Origin of the sequence: Paraburkholderia sediminicola (genome assembly GCF_902859805.1) — a bacterium.
Lineage (GTDB): Bacteria > Pseudomonadota > Gammaproteobacteria > Burkholderiales > Burkholderiaceae > Paraburkholderia > Paraburkholderia sediminicola.
In genome coordinates this window covers 329718-348113 of sequence record NZ_CADIKC010000008.1, presented here as the reverse complement: position 1 = coordinate 348113, position 18396 = coordinate 329718, and the positions used below count along the sequence as shown (strand labels likewise).

14 protein-coding genes and 1 pseudogene are annotated in these 18396 nt (G+C 58.1%); 10 read left to right on the top strand and 5 right to left on the bottom strand.

From position 1 onward, the window contains the following. Positions 1-52 precede the first annotated feature (52 nt). From R8871_RS26725 to R8871_RS26710, 4 genes and pseudogenes are all read left to right on the top strand, one after another. Positions 53-2257: an OsmC domain/YcaO domain-containing protein gene (locus R8871_RS26725; RefSeq protein WP_175053157.1), complete on the top strand. Its 2205-nt coding sequence runs from the start codon at positions 53-55 to the stop codon at positions 2255-2257. A gap of 234 nt (positions 2258-2491) precedes the next feature. Beyond that, positions 2492-2572: pseudogene (locus R8871_RS26720) on the top strand (IS6 family transposase); the annotation flags it as partial. A gap of 295 nt (positions 2573-2867) precedes the next feature. Next, on the top strand, positions 2868-4595 hold the full coding sequence (locus R8871_RS26715) for a methyl-accepting chemotaxis protein (protein ID WP_175053156.1): 1728 nt from the start codon (positions 2868-2870) through the stop codon (positions 4593-4595). Positions 4596-4733: 138 nt separating this feature from the next. Further along, positions 4734-5309 (top strand): DUF2844 domain-containing protein, encoded by a 576-nt coding sequence (locus R8871_RS26710; RefSeq protein ID WP_322789528.1) that lies wholly within the window; start codon positions 4734-4736, stop codon positions 5307-5309. Between the two features lie 200 nt (positions 5310-5509). On the opposite strand, the gene R8871_RS26705 is transcribed toward R8871_RS26710, so the two are convergent. Continuing rightward, complete coding sequence (locus tag R8871_RS26705; protein ID WP_175053154.1) at positions 5510-6361, bottom strand: IclR family transcriptional regulator; 852 nt, start codon at positions 6359-6361, stop codon at positions 5510-5512. Positions 6362-6553: 192 nt separating this feature from the next. Here R8871_RS26705 and R8871_RS26700 point away from each other — a divergent pair, with 192 nt between their 5' ends. The 6 genes from R8871_RS26700 to R8871_RS26675 all read left to right on the top strand — a co-directional run bounded on the left by R8871_RS26700 (position 6554) and on the right by R8871_RS26675 (position 12495). Then, positions 6554-7618: an ABC transporter ATP-binding protein gene (locus R8871_RS26700; protein WP_175053153.1), complete on the top strand. Its 1065-nt coding sequence runs from the start codon at positions 6554-6556 to the stop codon at positions 7616-7618. Positions 7619-7712: 94 nt separating this feature from the next. Next, a complete protein-coding gene (locus R8871_RS26695; protein ID WP_175053152.1) occupies positions 7713-9035 on the top strand; it encodes an ABC transporter substrate-binding protein in 1323 nt (440 codons plus the stop codon). Positions 9036-9108: 73 nt separating this feature from the next. Further along, positions 9109-10050, top strand: coding sequence for a carbohydrate ABC transporter permease (locus R8871_RS26690; RefSeq protein WP_175053151.1), 942 nt, complete (start codon positions 9109-9111; stop codon positions 10048-10050). A gap of 4 nt (positions 10051-10054) precedes the next feature. Beyond that, positions 10055-10948 (top strand): carbohydrate ABC transporter permease, encoded by an 894-nt coding sequence (locus R8871_RS26685; RefSeq protein WP_175053150.1) that lies wholly within the window; start codon positions 10055-10057, stop codon positions 10946-10948. Positions 10949-10955: 7 nt separating this feature from the next. Beyond that, a complete protein-coding gene (locus tag R8871_RS26680) occupies positions 10956-12092 on the top strand; it encodes a mandelate racemase/muconate lactonizing enzyme family protein (protein ID WP_175053149.1) in 1137 nt (378 codons plus the stop codon). A 61-nt stretch (positions 12093-12153) separates the two neighbouring features. Continuing rightward, positions 12154-12495: an L-rhamnose mutarotase gene (locus R8871_RS26675; protein WP_175053148.1), complete on the top strand. Its 342-nt coding sequence runs from the start codon at positions 12154-12156 to the stop codon at positions 12493-12495. Between the two features lie 54 nt (positions 12496-12549). Here the strand turns inward: R8871_RS26675 and R8871_RS26670 are convergent, their stop codons facing one another. The 4 genes from R8871_RS26670 to R8871_RS26655 form a co-directional block, all read right to left on the bottom strand. Then, the gene (locus R8871_RS26670) at positions 12550-13551 is read right to left on the bottom strand and encodes a glycosyltransferase family 9 protein (RefSeq protein WP_175053147.1); all 1002 of its coding nucleotides are present in this window, start codon (positions 13549-13551) and stop codon (positions 12550-12552) included. 367 nt (positions 13552-13918) lie between these two features. Next, positions 13919-15367: a methyl-accepting chemotaxis protein gene (locus tag R8871_RS26665; protein WP_175053146.1), complete on the bottom strand. Its 1449-nt coding sequence runs from the start codon at positions 15365-15367 to the stop codon at positions 13919-13921. Between the two features lie 505 nt (positions 15368-15872). Next, positions 15873-16619 (bottom strand): hypothetical protein, encoded by a 747-nt coding sequence (locus R8871_RS26660; RefSeq protein ID WP_407673213.1) that lies wholly within the window; start codon positions 16617-16619, stop codon positions 15873-15875. 304 nt (positions 16620-16923) lie between these two features. Continuing rightward, a complete protein-coding gene (locus R8871_RS26655; protein WP_175053144.1) occupies positions 16924-18312 on the bottom strand; it encodes an MFS transporter in 1389 nt (462 codons plus the stop codon). Positions 18313-18396 lie beyond the last annotated feature (84 nt).

Genomic DNA, 18396 nt, shown 5'->3' with positions numbered 1-18396 from the left:
TTTTTTACAGGGCTTTATGTTTTGTTTTCAGTACCATTTTTGGAATTTCCCCATGGAAATTAAAGTCAACTTTCTCGACAAGCTACGTCTTGAAGCCAAGTTCGATGACTTCACGGTAGTGGCCGACCAGCCTATCCGTTATAAGGGCGATGGCTCGGCGCCCGGTCCCTTCGATTATTTTCTGGCCTCATCGGCCTTGTGTGCGGCTTACTTTGTGAAGTTGTACTGCGTAACTCGCAATATCCCTACCGAAAATATCCGTCTGTCGCAGAACAATATTGTTGACCCGGAGAACCGGTACCAGCAAATTTTCAAGATTCAGGTTGAATTGCCGGCGGATATCTCCGACAAAGACCGCCAGGGTATTTTGCGTTCCATCGACCGTTGTACGGTCAAAAAAGTGGTGCAAGCCGGACCCGAGTTTGTCATTGAAGAGGTAGAAAACCTGGATGCCGATGCACAGGCCTTGCTGACCTTGACTCCGGCTTCTGACGCCAGCACCTATATTGCGGGCAAGGATCTGCCGTTGGAGCAAACCATCGCCAATATGTCGGGCATTCTGGCTGGCCTCGGCATGAAGATTGAAATCGCTTCGTGGCGCAACATCGTTCCCAATGTGTGGTCGCTGCATATCCGCGATGCACACTCGCCGATGTGTTTTACCAATGGCAAGGGAGCGACCAAAGAAAGCGCGTTGGCGTCGGCGTTGGGAGAGTTTATCGAGCGCCTGAATTGCAACCATTTCTATGGCGGTTCGTTTTGGGGCGAAGACATCGCCAACGCGGAGTTCGTACATTACCCGAACGAGCGCTGGTTCAAGCCCGGCCGCAAGGACGCGCTGCCGGCCGGGATTCTGGATGCGTATTGCCTGGAGATTTACAACCCCGATGGCGAGTTGCGTGGCTCGCATCTGATCGACACCAACTCCGGCAATGTGGAGCGCGGTATCTGTTCGCTGCCGTTCGTGCGGCAGTCGGACGGCGAAGTGGTGTATTTTCCGTCCAACCTGATCGAAAACCTGTATGTCAGCAATGGCATGAGTGCCGGTAATACGCTGGTCGAAGCGCAGGTCCAGTGTCTGTCCGAAATTTTTGAACGGGCGGTAAAGCGCGAAATTCTGGAAGGTGAAATCGCATTGCCTGATGTGCCGCACGAAGTGCTGGCGAAATACCCCGGCATTCTGGCCGGGATTCAGGGATTGGAAGAGCAGGGCTTTCCGGTGCTGGTAAAGGATGCGTCGCTGGGTGGGACCTACCCGGTGATGTGCGTCACTTTGATGAACCCGCGGACAGGCGGTGTCTTTGCCTCGTTCGGCGCGCACCCAAGCTTCGAGGTGGCGCTGGAACGGAGTCTGACGGAGTTACTGCAGGGGCGTAGTTTTGAAGGCCTGAACGATTTACCTCAGCCCACGTTTGTCAGTAACGCCGTGACTGAACCGAATAACTTCGTTGAGCACTTCATTGATTCCAGCGGCATAGTGTCGTGGCGCTTTTTCAGCGCAAAAGCGGATTTCGAGTTTGTCGAGTGGGATTTTTCTGGCCACGGTGCAAACTCCAACGCCGACGAAGCCGCAACCTTGTTCGGCATTCTCGAAGGCATGGGCAAAGAATCTTACATGGCGGTGTATGACCAGCTGGGTGCTGTTGCCTGCCGGATTCTGGTGCCCGATTATTCGGAAGTTTACCCGGTAGAAGATTTGATCTGGGATAACACAAACAAGGCGCTGCTGTTCCGCGCCGATATTCTGAACGTGCATCGCCTGGATGATGCCGGTCTCGCAGCACTGCTCGAGCGGTTGGAGAACAGCGAACTGGACGAGCACTCCGATATTGCCACTTTGATCGGCATCGAATTTGACGAGAATACGGACTGGGGGCAGCTAACCGTTCTCGAGTTGAAGCTGCTGATTCATCTCGCCTTGCAGCAATTTGAAGAGGCACAGGAACTGGTGGGAGCCTTCCTGCAGTACAACGACAACACGGTCGAGCGCGGATTGTTTTATCAGGCCTTGAATGTGGTGCTGGAGGTGATGCTCGATGACGACCTGGAACTGGACGACTACGCAGTCAACTTCCGTCGCATGTTTGGCAACGCTCGGATGGACGCGGTAATGGGATCAGTGGACGGCAGCGTGCGCTTCTATGGATTGACGCCAACGAGTATGAAACTGGAGGGTCTTGATAGGCACCACCGCCTGATCGACAGCTACAAAAAACTGCATAAGGCGCGGGCCAACGTGACAGCTACAGCCAGTTAGGGTTACGAATCACGGCTGGATGCGATGTGCCGTTCGTCCCATGGCACATACGCAGTCAAGGTGCTCCCGGGTCTCTCCGGGAGCGCCGGTTTTCCCTGTTTTTCCTTTAACAAAACATGGGGTTTATTGTCCGGTGCGATCTTCTGCAGCGATCCGGGCAATGTCAGATGCAAATGTTGGTATCAGTGACGGTATCGACACTTCCTCCTCGGACTGTCTTGTCCGATACCGTCTCTGGAAGAGGTCATCGCTGAACGAGGCGTCACGGTCGATCATTCAACCGTGCATCGCTGGGCGCTCAAGCTGTTGCCTATGCCTTCACCGCAGCCAGCATCGATGCCTTGCTCGATTCAGCCAGGGTGAATTCTCCGCGTCCTTTTCGTAGGTCGGCGCCCCCAGCGACGACATCCCGCCCTCGAGGTTCGACCTCGACAGCGCAATGCATGCGAACGGGATACTACTACAGCAAAGTAAGGATATCCCTACCGTTCTCTTACCTCGCATACCAAAGCAGAGTAAGCGATACGCATATGGTTACTATGGGTAAGCAAGCACGTTCTTTAATCTCTCAGAGTCTGAACCCGGACACCACTTCCCAGATGGACGCGAAATGAGCAACCTTATAAAAACGGTCAGATTCAAGATCATTCTCGCCTTTGGTGTATGCGTGCTTCTCATGGTCGCCCTCGGATCGTTTGACGCGTGGGAGCTTTCCAGGCTCAATTCGAACATCGCCGACGGCTACGCAGAAAACACGGTTCCCATTGCAGACCTATCCGAAGTTCGCGCAGCCCAGCTTAACGTGCGTCTTCTGCTAAGGCGCATGCAGGTGGCCCACGATCCAGCAAAAGCGACGGAATACGATGCTGGCATTGCCCTGCAATTTGAACGGCTCAACAAGGCGTGGAACCACTACTACCCAGGCAGTGTATCCAGCGACAAAGAGCGTGAGATCGCAAATCGCATCCAAAGCGCGTTGCCCGGGTTTGCGGCGTTAAGCAAGGAAGCGGTGGCTGCCGGTGGTGCAGGCAATTTCGACAGGGCCGCTGTCGTAATCGACGAAATCCTCACGTCAAGTAAATCAATGAACGACGCGATAGACGCGGATGCTGCTCTCAATCTGGATCAGGCCAGACAGTCTGTCGACGACAGTGAGGCAACGTTCAGGGCAACTCTTCGGAATGCATTCGTCCTTCTCTGTTGCGGCATGCTGGTTGCCGTCGGCATGTCTGTATACCTGCTGCGTTCGATCTCGAAGCCGCTCAACAAGGCCGTTGATCTAGCCAACCATATCACGAGCGGCAAGCTGGAAAATCACGTGGTGGTCGACTCAGGCGGCGAGTTTGGTCAGCTTCTCGAGGCACTGAAGAAAATGGATGAGCAACTGAGTCAGACGGTTCGCGGGATCAAGGTCTCCACCGAGTCGGTGGCAGTGGCATCGCGCGAAATTGCAAGCGGCAATACGGACCTCTCGGCGCGCACAGAGGAGCAGGCAGCCTCGCTTGAAGAAACCGCGGCAAGCATGACGCAGCTGACCGAAACGGTAAGGCAGAACGCTGACAACGCCCGGCAGGCGAACGTACTGGCCACGAGCGCCACAGACATCGCTGATACGGGTAACGACTCGGTTCTGGCCATGGTCGGCACCATCGGCCAGATCAGCAGCAGTTCCAGCAAGATTTCGGAAATCACCGGTGTCATTGAAGGTATTGCGTTCCAGACGAACATTCTCGCGCTGAACGCAGCAGTCGAAGCCGCACGTGCCGGCGAGCAGGGTCGGGGCTTTGCCGTGGTTGCCAGTGAGGTTCGCAGTCTGGCTCAACGGTCCGCTACTGCTGCGAAGGAAATCAAGGAACTGATCAGCTCGTCCGTGACAACGATTCAGGACGGCGCAAAGCAGGCAGCGGAAGTCAGTGCCACGATGTTGCAGGTCAAGCAGGCAATCAGGCAGGTCTCCGATATTGTCGGCGAAATCGCAGCAGCGTCCGAAGAGCAAAGCCGCGGCATCGAACAGGTGAATCAGGCCGTCGTCCAGATGGATGAAGTGACGCAACAGAACGCTGCGCTTGTTGAGCAGGCGGCCGCTGCAGCACAGTCCCTCGAAGAGCAGGCAAAGAATCTTCAGGGCGCGGTATTGGTGTTCAAATTTAGCGATCTTGTTTCCGCCCAGGCGCGAATGATCGTCCCGGAAAGCAGCCAGCGCATTCCCGAGTTGCGGGTATCGCAGCCCGTTGGGACACCGAAAGCAGCTGGGCAGTCGTCCCGTACAGTGACAGTTTCCGCCACGACCATGGCCACGGTAGCGTCCATGGAAAATGAAAAGTGGGAAGCGTTCTGATGAAAACGAAGAATACGAGTGTCGCCCGCTAACTTTCGGACAAATTCAGGATGCCTATCTTGCTCGACAGCAACAAGGTTTCTCTTATCAACACTCTTCTGACCAGACTGAAGGAGCAAGGTGACAGCCAACCATAGAATGCTCTGGCGAAGCGCGCCGGCTTCCCGCAAGTTCCGATTTAACGTGCCCGCCGGGCCGTTGGTGAAACTTCCCGAATTGTGGATCTCCAGAGGATCTGTCTCACCCGGCACACGTACAGCGTACGTCTTCGTTGGTCTCATGGGTCTGATAGTCGCTTCGTCATGCAAAGCGGAACTCGGTAGCGCACCCACATGGCAACCAGGCAATTCAAGTCACACGAAAACGTTTTGCAAATACGCAAATACATCTAACGTGCCGTTCTCAGTCAATGAGACAGCTTTCACTACAGGAACAGTCGCGAGAGAATATGTCGCCCAAGCGGGGACCGTATTTGCGGTGGCGTGGAACGGCCCCCAGGTGGCGCCACTCGACGTACTTCTGGGACCTTACTTTCCGAATTATCGGTTGGCACTTGCCACCGCACAGACAGGGGCAAACGCCGGCGTCGACTCCATGAGAGTCGAGCAGAGCGGTCTGGTCATCGAGATCGATAACCATGGAGGGGCATTTGCCGGCCGCGTGTATTTGCCGCAAGCGCTGCCAGCAGGGGTTCGAGACGACTCAATCAGATAGCAGATGGCGCATCTGGCGTGAACCCGAGCTGACACGCTTTCGCCCGAGCGTTCCGTGCTTCGCCGGCAGAAGGGACTGGTGGCGAGCCACTTCTCACAATAGAAATGTCGGTATCCGTAACGGTATCGACATTTCCTCCCTGGATGGCCTTCTCCAATACCGTCGAGTCAGTCTGACCTTCTGGCCGGCTACCTTCAGTTTCACCGGCGATCGGGCCGCTGGGTGGGCTGTGAAGCCGAATCCCAATAGACGTTGAAACCCATCAATGACGTGAGCGTTTGCGCTGCCCGTTCCATCATGTCGCCGACTTCGGCCATCGACGGCACGGGCGCGTCGTCGATTCGCTCGATGTAAGGGGTAGTCAGTGCCGCAATGGCGTGACCGTCCCGGCCGAACACGGGGTAGGCCAGATTCTTCACCCCCTTGACCTGCCGGCTCGACATACGTGCGTGGCCGTGTTTGCGGATCTGCGAAAGGTCCTTCGCAAGCTGTTGTGGGTCCATGGCTCGTTCGCCATCCACCGGAACGTGCAGTTCGAACATCTCGAGGCGTTGCGGTTCTTCCTGGAAGGCAAGCAGTACTTGTCCCGACGCAGTATCGGTGAGCCCTATCAACGTGCCGACCTTCAACGCAAAGCCCCAACGTTCCGGACTTTCAACGCCGGCGACGATCAGCACGCGTCCCTTCTGATACACGCACAGATGAAACGACTGGCAGGCATCTTTGGCGAGCTGTGTCATCAGCGGTAGCGCGCTCGATACTAGCGAGCGCACGGGCTGATGCCGGTGCGCCAGCTGGAAGAGCAGCAGCGATAGAACATACCGGTCGCCGACGGTGCCCAGGTAGCCGCGCGTTTCCAGCGTCACGACCATCCGGAATATTTCGGCGGTGCTGCGGCCGAGCTCTTTTGCGAGTTCCGCAAGAGACAAACCCTCCGCGTGGTCGGCCAGCAGTTCGATGATGTCCAGACCCTTTTCCAGTGCAGGTGCCGAATAGCGCGGTGCGTTGGCGTTCAAGTTCCCTCCTGAAATCGCAGATGAAATGGCGCACATGATAACCAGACGGATTGTAGGGCGACTGAAGGTTGTATGAGCGTGAAACGACCCGTTCGACGGACGGGGAAAACACCTACTAATTTTTATCAATAAAATATCGTTTCATATATACAATTTCCTCAGGCGTACGGCGAGAGTGGTCAGCTGCGCTCAACTGCCGGTTACTGAATCACCCGGAAAGGAGGGCGGATGGCAGCCGTAGCATTCGAGCAGGTCAGGAAATCGTTTGGTGAACAGGAGGTGTTGAAGCAGATCGACCTGCAGGTTCCGGACGGGGAGTTTCTCGTACTGGTCGGGCCGAGCGGATGTGGGAAATCCACACTGCTGCGTGCGCTGGCGGGCCTTGAGAGCGTCAGCCACGGGCGCATCGTGATAGACGGCGAGGTCGTCAATACGCGGCCGCCGCGCGATCGCGATATCGCGATGGTTTTCCAGAACTACGCGCTCTATCCGCACATGACCGTGCTCGAAAACCTGACGTTCGCGCTCAAGCTGCGCAATCGCGATCCGCAGGAGATTGCCTCGCGGGCGCAAAAGGCAGCGACGATGCTGGGTCTGCAGGATCTGCTGGATCGTCATCCCCGCCATCTGTCGGGCGGCCAGCGGCAGCGGGTGGCGATGGGTCGCGCGATCGTGCGCGACCCGAAGGTGTTCCTGTTCGACGAGCCGCTCTCGAATCTCGATGCGAGGCTCCGCGTGCAGATGCGCGCGGAGATCAAGGCGCTGCACCAGCGTTTGCGTGCCACGACTGTCTATGTGACTCACGACCAGATCGAGGCGATGACGATGGCAGACCGCATCGTCGTGCTCAACGGTGGCGTGATCGAACAGATCGGCACGCCGCTGGCGTTATATGACGATCCCGACAATCTCTTCGTAGCAGGATTCATCGGCTCGCCTGCGATGAACTTCTTCGCGGGTACATACGAACGGCAGGGGGATGGTGCATGCGTGCGGGTCGGCGGGCTCGCATTGCCGGCGCCGCTCGTCAATGCCACGAATGGACAGCAGGTGACGTACGGCGTGCGTCCCGAGCATCTGAGCCTTGCGGGCGCTGACGGTATGCCGTTCGCGCTCGAAGTGGTCGAGCCGACCGGTGCAGCGACTGAATTGTTCGGCACGGTCACCGGCCAGCCCTGTTGCGTGATGCTGACCGGCCGTACCGATGTCCGTGCCGGCACTACCATCGCGCTGCTGGCGGACCCCGCCAAGGTACTCGTGTTCGACCGCAGCAGCGGGCGACGGCTGCGCTAAACAGGTTCGCGAGCCAAACCGCTGCGGGCTCGCATTTGCACAGTGCCGCCGGCAAGTCGCGCGGCCCACGGCGGAATCCATAAAGGAGGAGACAATGATGCGTTATAAAACCCTGCTCAGGCTCGCAGCTTCGGTATGTGCGCTCGCGGGTGTCGTCGCTTCGGGCCTTGCACATGCCGACGGTGAATACAAAGGCTACACGCTGCGGGTCAAACTGATCGGCGGCGTGCAGTACGAGGCGCTCTACACGCGCATTCCGCTGTGGGAAAAACAGACGGGTGCGAAAGTCGAGATCGTATCGCGCAAGAGCCATTTCGAGCTCGATCGTGAGCTGAAACAGGACATCGCATCGGGTCATGTCGACTATTGCGTGTCGTCCAATCACACGAACTTCTCGGCGCAGTACCCGATTTTCCGTGATCTGAAGGGCCTGTTTCCCGCCAGTTACCTGGCGGCGTTCTCGCCGAGTCTGCTCAAGCAGTCCGAAATTAAGGGACATCTGGTGCAGATTCCGCGCTCGGTCGACATTGAAGCGCTCTACTACAACAAGGCGGCCTACGCCGATCCGGCTAACCAGAGCGCCTATCACAAGCAGTTTGGCGAGCCGCTGGCGCCGCCGAAGAACTACGCGGAATTCACACAGCAGGCGAAGTTCTTCACCAAAGCGCCGAACTTCTACGGCACGCAATTTCCCGGCAAGGATGAAGCAATTACAGGTACGTTCTATTCGCTGCTGATCGCCAATGGCGGGCAGTTGCTGGATGGGAAAAACCGTCCTGCGTTCAACTCGCCGGTCGGCGTCAAGACACTGAACTGGTTCGTGGATCTATACAAGGCGGGCGCCGTACCCAAGGGGGTGCCGAGCTATGTGTGGGACGACCTCGGCAACAACTTTGCTGCAGGCAAAGTTGCACTGGATCTTGACTGGCCCGGCTTCGCTTCGTTCTACAACGATCCGAAGACTTCCAAACTGGCTGGCAACGTCGGCGTGGTGCCGGCGCCGCTCGGCATTGCCAACAAGCGGCCGGGCTGGTCGGGTTCGCATAGCTTCTCGATCACGAAGACCTGTGACCGTCCGGAAGTCGCGGCGAGCTTCATCCAGTTCCTGACGAGCTTCGATTCGCAGATGGTGGAGGCGCGGCTCGGCACGATCCCGTCTCGGGTCGACGCGCAGCAGGCGGTCGTGAAGGAGTTCGAGGCAAAACAGGATGCGTATATGGCGCATGCGATCTCCGTGTTCAGCACGGCGGCTCAGCAGGATGCCTTTACGCCTCCGCGGATCCAGCAATGGGACGAGATATCCAATGCGCTGTGGCCGGAACTGCAGAAGGCACTGATCGGCGACAAATCGTCCCAGCAGGCGCTGGACGACGCGGCGAAAAAAGTCTCCGACATCATGCAGGACGCGTCCAACTAACGATATGCATGGCGTGGCCCACTCGCCGGGCCATGCAGTCGATCCGTTTCCCCGCATCATTACGCGCTCCAATATGCGATTCAACATCCGCTATTCGCCTGCCGCACAATCTTCCGGGCCGGCCCTGAATGAGAGCCTGACGGTTCCGTTAAGGCTGTTGCTGCCGGCGTTTTTTTCGGTGGCGATCGTCGTTGTGCTGCCGCTTCTTTTCTCGCTCTACACGAGTTTTACCGCCTACCGGCTCATCGACCCGGACACGATCTGGAACGTTGTCGGCCTGCGAAACTACATGCGCGCGTTTGCGAATGGGGATTTCTGGGCCGCGTTCGGTCGCACCGTGCTGTTCCTGACGATTGCATTGAATCTGGAACTATTTCTGGGTCTCGGCATTGCGTTGCTGCTCAACCAGATTGTGAAAGGCCAGCGCGCGCTGCGCACCATCATGATGTTCCCGATGATGTTTTCGCCGGTGCTCGTCGGTTTTCAGTTCAAGTTCATGCTTAACGACAGCACGGGCGTCGTCAACCATGTCCTGCAAACCGTATTCGGACTGAAGACCACGATTCCGTTTCTGGTCGACTCGCAATCGGCGCTTGCTTCGCTGATCGTGGCGGAGGTGTGGAATTCGACGCCGGTGTTCGCGGTCATTCTGCTCGCCGGCCTGATGGCGTTGCCGAAGGATCCGATCGAAGCGTCCAAAGTCGACGGCTGCACGCCGTGGCAAACGTTCCGTTACGTGACGCTGCCTTACCTGATGCCCTTCATCTATATCGCGATGACGATCCGGTCGCTGGACGTTGGCCGGGCCTACGACATCGTGCGCATCATGACCAACGGCGGTCCTGGCGGCCGTACCGAACTGCTCTGGACGATGGTGGGCCGCATCGCCTACGACGATTCGCGCATGGGTTATGCGAACGCCATCGGCTACGTGTCCGTGCTCGTATCGGTGCTGTTCACGTTGTATTTTTTCCGCAAGCTCAATGCGGCGCGCAAACACATGGGGCCGGCCTGACATCATGGGTACTACATTCAATCGCGCGCCCAATCGCGTGTCCACATTCGATTCGCTGCGAGCACCGGTGAAACGGGGAGCGTTGTGGCTCGCGGTCTTCCTGGTCATGGCGGTCATCTGCCTGCCCGGTCTTTGGGTCATCCTCAACGCGTTCCGCTCGAATGTCGCGATCCTGTCGAACCAGCCGCTGCTGGATGCAGGCAGCTACACGCTCGATAACTTCCGCAATGTGTTCGGCTTTGGCGGAATGGCGTCGCTGCCGATCCGTCAGTACTTCGTGAATTCGGTGGTGATTTCTCTGGCGAGCACGATTGCTGCGATCGTGATCGGGGTGGCCGGCGGCTATGCGTTCGCGCGCTTCGAGTTCCGTCACAAGAAGCTGTTGTTCGTGGTGCTGATGCTCACGCGTGCGATTCCGGGCATCGCGCTCTCGCTGCCGATTTTCATGTTGTGGGCGTGGACAGGTCTGCTCGACACGCATATCGGCGTGATCATCGTCTACCTCGCGATGAACGTGCCGTTTACGGTCTGGCTGATCGACGGGTTCTTCCGCGAAGTGCCGGCAGAACTCGCCGAGGCCGCTCAGATCGACGGCTGCAGCCGCTGGCAGGCGTTCTGGCATATCGAGCTGCCGCTTGCCCGCTCGGGCGTGGCGTCGGCGGCGATCTTTGCGTTTCTGACCAGCTGGAACGAGTTCGCCCTGGCGTCGCAACTGTGCCGCAGCCCCGATACCAAAACCCTGCCCGTCGGCTTGATGGACTTTACAGCGCAGTTCACGGTGGACTGGGCGGGCATGTGCACGATGGCCGTTGTCATCATCATTCCGGCCATCATCCTCACATTCATCGTTCAGAAGCACCTGATCGCAGGTCTCACGCTTGGCGGCGTCAAAGGATAGAACAACCATGACCCACATCGAAACCGTAGAAATCCGACAGGTCGACCTTCAGCCGAAAGTGCGGCGCACGGATGCCATCCAGTCGTTTGTCGTTCAGGAAACAGTGCTGGTCACGATCCGTTGCAGCGACGGCAGCGAAGGCACAGGCTACACGTACACGATCGGCACAGGCGGCTCGTCGATCGTCGCCTTGCTGCACGACCATCTGGCGCCGCAGCTGATCGGTCGCAATCCCGCGGAATATGAAGCGATCTGGCGCCATCTGTTCTATCACACGCACGCAACCGCGGTCGGTGCGATTACGAGTCTCGCGCTGGCCGCAATCGATACCGCGCTGTGGGATCGCAATACGCGTGTGGCCGGACTGCCGTTATGGATTGCCGCAGGCGGCGCAAAGCCGCGTGTACGGACTTACACGACGGAGGGGGGCTGGCTGCATCTTTCGGAAAGCGAACTTGTTGAGCAGACTCTGCAGGCGCAGGAATCGGGATTTCGAGGCGCGAAGCTGAAAGTCGGGCGCCCACATCTTTCTGAGGATGTGCGGCGACTTGTGGCCGTGCGAGAGGCCGTTGGGGAGGGGTTCGAGCTGATGGTCGACGCGAACCAGGGCTTCACGCTTTCAGAGGCGCTGCGGCGAGCGCACGCATTCGAACCGCTGCATCTCGGATGGCTGGAGGAGCCGCTGCCCGCTGAAAACATTGCCGCTCATCGGCAACTGAGTGCAGCCACGGCAGTGCCGGTCGCGGTGGGCGAATCGATATACCATCCCGCGCAGTTCGCCGAATATATGAAGGCAGACGCCTGTTCGATTGTGCAGGCAGACGTTGCGCGCGTTGGTGGGATCACGCCGTGGCTGAAGATCGCTCATTTTGCCGAGGCGATGAACATCGCGATCTGCCCGCATTTTCTGATGGAACTGCACGTGAGCCTGTGCGCAGCGGTGCCGAATTCCGAGTGGGTCGAATACATTCCGCAGATCGATACGCTCACGGGTTCGCGTGTGAAGATCGAGCAGGGGTATGCGGTCGCGCCGGACGCGCCAGGTCTTGGCATCGATTGGGACTGGGCCGCGATTCGCGCGAGCCAGCACGTACATAAGTCGATTGGTATGCCCGCCGGGCGTGTCGCGGCCGGAGGCAGATGATAGAGCTCGCTGATCGACGGCACACAAAGCGCGGCAAATCGCACGACCTTTGGAGAACCTGATGAGACGTTGCCTGATGCTGGACCTCAAGGATTCCCCCGATCTGATTGCCGAGTACGAATCCATGCATCGCGAGATCTGGCCGGAGGTGGCGAATTATCTGCGCACTCAGGGTATCACCCGCATGGAAATTTTCCGTTTGGGCACCCGGCTGTGCATGATGATGGAGACGGATGACGCAATCTTCAGCGCTCAACGGTTTGCGGATGCCGAAGCAAATGATCCCGTGCTGACGAAATGGCAGGATCTGATGTCGACATTTCAGACCCCAACGCCGTGGACTCCGCCCGGTGAGAAATGGGTCGAATCGGCGCTTATCTTCGATTTGTCGCAACAACCTTGATGGTCGCTCGTTTCGACGTTCTCCAGGCGGCTATTTGCGAAGACGAAAATGTAGTCAGTCTTCGCGTGCCGCTTTTTCCGGCCTCACTTCCTGCAGCAGCTCGCGACAATAGTCAGTGACTTCACTGGCGATTCTCTCAATCGGAATGCTGTTGATATCCTGCTCAGCAAAAACAGTCTGTATTTTCGATTGGGAGTGAAGCCGCCACTCGGGTTTGATTTGACAGAAGATCGCAACACCGGGTTTCCCGAGGGCTGCAGCGATATGCATAAGGCCGCCATCCGCCCCAATGAAAAATGAACTCTGCTTTATCAGCTCGGCTGCAGCCGTAATACTCGGCAGTTCAATGTGAGCATCGATATGGTGGTGATCCACCTGGTCACGGACTGCTTCTACCGCTTTGAGCGCACTTTTTCCAGTACCGAGCAGAAGGAAGCGCGGGCTCAGTGTCTGTTCAGGCCACGTTGAAGCAATCAGCTTGATGAGCGTCGCCCAGTTTTCAAACCTGCGTCGCGTGTCGCCGCCGCCTACCGCGACGGCAATCATAAATCTATCGGGGCGCCGGACACTCCCGTTCGAGACCGTCAGCACAGGTTCGATCGGGCCTGATTCACGCTCCGATTTAAACACTCGCGCAATCTGTTCGTACGCAAGCTGAATTCTCGAAAAACGTTCGTCCTTGCGGTGCCCCATGATCGAAAACCACGGGGTGAACGGATGGTATCGAATCTTCCTGGTGATGGTTTTCGTGGTGAAGCTTTGCACTATCACCATGTCGTACTGCGCGTCGCAATCGTCCAGCGAACGGGCTACACGCCGGAACCGGTCATCGCCGATGAAAAGTTCCATTGGGCCGTGTGGCATACATAGATCGATGGATATGCGCGGGTCGATCAGGAACCTTTGCGACAGATCCATAATGGAGTCACCGATAGTGGCCCAGTCGTAATACCACAGCAATTTTCTGATTTTTTGAGGCGCATCATGGGCTATCAAAAGTTGCTGACCGCTCAGAAACATCAAGGCGGTTCGCTTGATGGACGAGATAGACATCATGCCGATCGCGATGCTGCCAACGTCGGACAGGGCATGACCTGGTTTCGCTGCCGTTTTTTTGACGCCGCCATGCAGGCAAACTCTCGCCGAACTGGCAACCTGTTCTTACATTCTTCACATTTGACGAGTGCCATTGATTCCCCCGAATGGAATGCTGATAGTGCACGTTTGCAAAGCAGGGGGGATCGTAGCGAAAGCTTTAGAAAGGGAAAAACCGTCGAAGCTGGTTTTGGGCTATGCGCTCCTGAACAGTTTGAAGCCGGGCATCACGTTCGTTCTGGACCAGGCCATCGGCTTCCTTTCACGCACCGCGCGATACGAGACAGCATTAGGCGGGACTACGAATGATCACTCGCTAGCGCCGCGCTCAAGCGCTCGTAATCGGCTTCAAACCATCGCCGCGGTTGACGCTGCATTGAACTGCCCAGCGGCCGCCAAGCGCGGGCGCGATATAGCCGATCTTTTCCACCGGTTGCCTCGTGACCGGATGCCGTCCGTTGAATTCGATCCAGCCACCGCCTTGTTCGACCGCGCGCCAGCTGGCCTCGCGGATCGCGGATTGGTCGTCGCCCGGAAGCGCCTCTTTGCGCAGCTTGCCGGCCTTGCTCGGGTCGGAGCCGAAAGCGCGGAAATAGTCGTCCCGGTCCGCAACCACGATGTAGAGATCGCGATCGCGAAAGCCGCCCTTCGGGTCGTGAAATTGGCGCACGGCGTTTTCCGGCCCCTCGATGTCGACCAGTGCGGCCGCACGCTCCGCCATGGCCCGGGCCTCGTTGGCACAGCCCTGCCGCAGCCGGATATATTTCACCCCGTCGCTTAGCCGATCGGCACGGGCTTGCAGCAGACTCGCTGTTTCCACCGACCCGCCGACCATCTGGCCATTGCTATGGGTGATGTCGTCCAGCACCTCGACTGCCTGGGCAATCTCCTGCAAGCCGGTGGTCTGCTCGCTGCTCGACCGGGCGATGTCGCGCAGCAAAGCGGCCACCTTGCTGACCGCGTCGACCGCGCGCGTCAGCAAATTCCGGCTGCCTTCGATGGCTTGCACCCCGTCGCTCACCTCGTCGCGAGAATGCTGGATCAGCTTCTTGACTTCCGCTGCCGCTTGCGCGCTTCGCTGCGCCAATGCCCGCACTTCGGCCGCGACCACGGCAAAACCGCGGCCTGAATCGCCGGCCCGGGCGGCCTCCACTGCGGCGTTAAGCGCAAGAATATTGGTCTGGAATGCGATGCCGTCGATCACACTGAGTATCTCGCCCATCTCGTGCGAACGTTGCTCGATGCGCTCTATGCTTTCGACCGAAGCGCGTACCGCCGCCTGCCCGGCGACCGCATCGGCATGCGCGCGGGCGGAGCCCTCATCGGCTTGCTGGGTCTGATCGCTGTTGTAGCGCACGGCCTCCAGCAAGGCCTGGAGCGAGGCACGTGTCTGCTCCAGGCTGGCAGCCTGCGATTCGGTACGCTGCGATAGCAACGTGGCATGTTGGGTCGCCTGCGCGCCTCCCATTGCGATCAGTTCGGCTTCACTGCGGATGCGCGCAACCACTTGCGATAACTGGTAAGCGAGCAAGCGCGCCTGTTCACCCAGTGCCGCCAGTTCGTCGCGTCCAGGCAAAGACACGTCCTGCACCAGATCGCCATCGCACAGCGCATTCAACTGGGCACGCAAGGTCGAGATCGCGTGAATGAGCCCGGCCCCAAACAGTCCGAAAATCACCAGGAACTGCACCAGCCCCAACACGGCGCCATAGCTGCCGTACCAGCGCGTTGCCGCGACGGCGCCGATGGCGCTCAGTGCGGCGATCGTCCACTGCACCCGCAGGTTCCAGCGGCGCAATGCGGACCTGAGAGGGAGAGAAGGGGAGTGTGTGGGGGACGGGCCGACCGTAGCCTGTGGCGTCTCTTTATGGGTTGACATGGATATTGCCCGAACCGTATGTTGGCTTTTGCCTTCGATCGTTGGACAGGCGCATGAGAATGCAACCCGAAAGCACGTCGCTGGCGTGTATGTTCTTGTGTGCCGGAAGACGCCTCCTTAAGCGCGTTTGTCACTGAACGCATCGCTCCGGCAAGCCACAGTCTCCCGTGAATTCGCCATGCGCGGCGCTCACCGCAAAAGGCTTCGCTCACGTGACGATTCTCCCATGGCGGGAGGAGCGTGATTATCGAAAACGCTCGCACTTCACTTCTGTTCTGCTTATCGGATTTGAGCAGTCGCTTCGTAGCCCGGAACAACGGCCGCCAGTCGTTGCACTTCTACTTTGATGGCACGACGCTACATCGCGAACTCATCGGCAGATGTGTAGTGCGCGTTGTTTGCGCTACCGACGAAAATTCGAGAACCGGCCCATTGCGCCGGTTGCACTGCCTCCAAAATCACCTCCAACACCCTCGAAGGCAGCGGAACTTCCGTCCGGTGGATTTCGCGAGAAGGCGTTAGCACGCACACTGATGGCACCCACAGGGCGGCCCCGATCTGAATCCGTTTGAGGACGGTTTGGCCAATAACCATTGGCGTACATCTGAGTCGATTGAATCATGACACTGACGTTCGGATTGCAGCCGTTGTGCACTACAACGGTTTCTTCGGAGAATGCGCCCCTCGTGCCTATGCCTGTGGCGACCATGCCGTTGGCACGTACCACGTCGCACTGGTATGAGGTGAAAACGATGGCGTTGACCGGGATGTCGACATCGACGATTTCAGTCTCGCCAACACGAACACTCAGTAGTCTTCCCGCCGCGAGCACGCCGTCCTGTATCGGACCGGTCTTGACGAAGTCCACCTGGAGTGCGAATCCGGTTAGGCGGTCCGCTTCCGTGGGGACTGAAACTTTGTAGGGTACGGGGCGGGAAGTATCGTCAATTCCCGCAAAATTTCCGCCGCTTGCGCTGACACGCAGACCTACGCCGATAACGTTGGTAGCAAACACCCGGCTGAAGCCCGGCACGGGCGTGAAGATGTCAGTCAGTTTTACTTCGCGTACATTCGATGTGCCACTACAGGCGAACGGGATATCGCGCTCTGCTGCGACGCGAACCGATCCTATCGTCGAACCCACGGGCATATCCGGCGAAGCAGTCAGCATTTTCGACGGGAGTGCAAGATCCTGTGGCGCTGCGGCTTTGAGTCGACAATCGGCGTGTGCAGCTGCGGCACCCAGCAAACAGGTAGCAAAAATTGAAGCCTGTCCGAGTAGCTGGATGCCAAGCAAAGTAGATCGTCGTGTCAATTTCAAGCTGCCTTATGCGTCGAATTCTCCTTGCGATAGTACACATTCCACGTTGAAAAGAGCGCCGTTGATCCTTACCGAACCTGACCGGGTGAGCTTGTCGGTGTGGCATGCCCCGTTCGCCAGGTTTAACGGCGCCTCAAGCGCTTGGCGAAATTTCAGCCGTCGGTGGCTCGGTCTTCGTCGCCGACTCATCGGCGAGCGCCCAGCGCCTCACGAGACCCGCGATGATGAGTACGGCTACCGCACCTGTCAGCGGCGCAAAAGCCATCATCGGGAGAATCTGGCCGAGCCCCAGGCCCGCACTCAGGATTGCTGCGCCGGCAAACGCGCTGCCAATGGCGCCAAATCGCCCGAACGCATGCATCCAGCTCAAGCCGGTGGAGCGGGCAACGGTCGGGTAGAAGCGCGCTGTCAATGCGTTCATTCCTGTATTCGTTCCCGGAATGAACCATCCCCAGGCGAATGCAAGTATCTGCAACGCCCAGAATGTCGACTCCACGCTATGGACTGCCCAGAGCGAAATGGCCGCCATGCAAAAGCTCACGGCGACCGTAAAGTAACGATCGAAGCGATCCATCAACCAGCCGATCGCAATCGAGCCCAGTGTGCCGCCCCAATTCAGAACCCCCACCATGACGGCGCCCTCGGCGCTCGTATATCCCGCCTCTTTCGCCATGGTGGGTAGCCAGTTGTAAAGCAGATAGGTAACGAACAGCCCGACGAAATAGCAAAGCCAGATGAGAACCGTGCCCGCTACATAGCGTTTCGAAAGGATTGTCCCGATGGCGCCACCTTTCACCACGGGTTGTGCCGGCAAGAAGAATTGCGCATCCGCAGGCACGTTCGTACGACCGATAGCAGACAGAATCTTGCGAATCACTTCAGGACGTCTGTTCTGGACGGTCAGGAATGCAACTGATTCGGGTAGCCAGACTACGAGAAGAGGCACGCAAAGAATTGCAAGTGCGCCGCCGAACATGAGCATGGTGCGCCATCCGTAGGCCGGAATGATCCAGGCTGCGATGAACCCGCACAGGGCGGCGCCAACGGTGAACCCACTGTACACAACAGTCACGAGGAAGGAGCGCCGACGTTCCGGAACGTACTCAGACCACAGGGCCACTACGTTCGGCATGACTGCGCCCAGTCCGAGCCCTGTGATAAACCGGATTGGCAACATCATCGCGAGAGATGTTGCGTACGCAGTGGCAAGTGTCCCCATGCCGATTATAAAAACACTGGTGGCGAGGACGCGTTTGCGTCCAAACCGGTCCGCCACCGGTCCGCCGACAAAGGCGCCGACCGCGAGGCCGAACAATGCAGCGCTGAGTACCGGCGCCAACGCCTGCTTGGTGACGCCCCATTCCCGGATTAGCTCCGGTACGGCAAAACCGATAATAACGGTGTCCCATCCGTCCAGTGAAATGATCAGGAACGCGAGAAATCCGACCAGCCATTGAAATGGACTGACTTTGCGCTCATCGATGAATTCGCGAACATTGATTGATCTTCCTGCTGCCGGCATTGTGTCTCCCCGCTATGGACCGTGTTTGTGAATCTATAACAACGCTGTCGCGATGATCTCTCTTCATCGAGCGCAAACGGGCCA

What these genes read in the sequence shown, in the direction of transcription:
- R8871_RS26685 (WP_175053150.1), top strand. Translation starts at nt 10,055, where the DNA reads ATGGGTACTACATTCAATCGCGCGCCCAATCGCGTGTCCACATTCGAT.
- R8871_RS26715 (WP_175053156.1), top strand. Translation starts at nt 2,868, where the DNA reads ATGAGCAACCTTATAAAAACGGTCAGATTCAAGATCATTCTCGCCTTT.
- R8871_RS26660 (WP_407673213.1), bottom strand. Translation starts at nt 16,619, where the DNA reads ATGCCCGTGGGTTCGACGATAGGATCGGTTCGCGTCGCAGCAGAGCGC.
- R8871_RS26695 (WP_175053152.1), top strand. Translation starts at nt 7,713, where the DNA reads ATGATGCGTTATAAAACCCTGCTCAGGCTCGCAGCTTCGGTATGTGCG.
- R8871_RS26725 (WP_175053157.1), top strand. Translation starts at nt 53, where the DNA reads ATGGAAATTAAAGTCAACTTTCTCGACAAGCTACGTCTTGAAGCCAAG.
- R8871_RS26690 (WP_175053151.1), top strand. Translation starts at nt 9,109, where the DNA reads ATGCGATTCAACATCCGCTATTCGCCTGCCGCACAATCTTCCGGGCCG.
- R8871_RS26680 (WP_175053149.1), top strand. Translation starts at nt 10,956, where the DNA reads ATGACCCACATCGAAACCGTAGAAATCCGACAGGTCGACCTTCAGCCG.
- R8871_RS26705 (WP_175053154.1), bottom strand. Translation starts at nt 6,361, where the DNA reads ATGTGCGCCATTTCATCTGCGATTTCAGGAGGGAACTTGAACGCCAAC.
- R8871_RS26700 (WP_175053153.1), top strand. Translation starts at nt 6,554, where the DNA reads ATGGCAGCCGTAGCATTCGAGCAGGTCAGGAAATCGTTTGGTGAACAG.
- R8871_RS26710 (WP_322789528.1), top strand. Translation starts at nt 4,734, where the DNA reads ATGCTCTGGCGAAGCGCGCCGGCTTCCCGCAAGTTCCGATTTAACGTG.
- R8871_RS26655 (WP_175053144.1), bottom strand. Translation starts at nt 18,312, where the DNA reads ATGCCGGCAGCAGGAAGATCAATCAATGTTCGCGAATTCATCGATGAG.
- R8871_RS26675 (WP_175053148.1), top strand. Translation starts at nt 12,154, where the DNA reads ATGAGACGTTGCCTGATGCTGGACCTCAAGGATTCCCCCGATCTGATT.
- R8871_RS26670 (WP_175053147.1), bottom strand. Translation starts at nt 13,551, where the DNA reads ATGATGTCTATCTCGTCCATCAAGCGAACCGCCTTGATGTTTCTGAGC.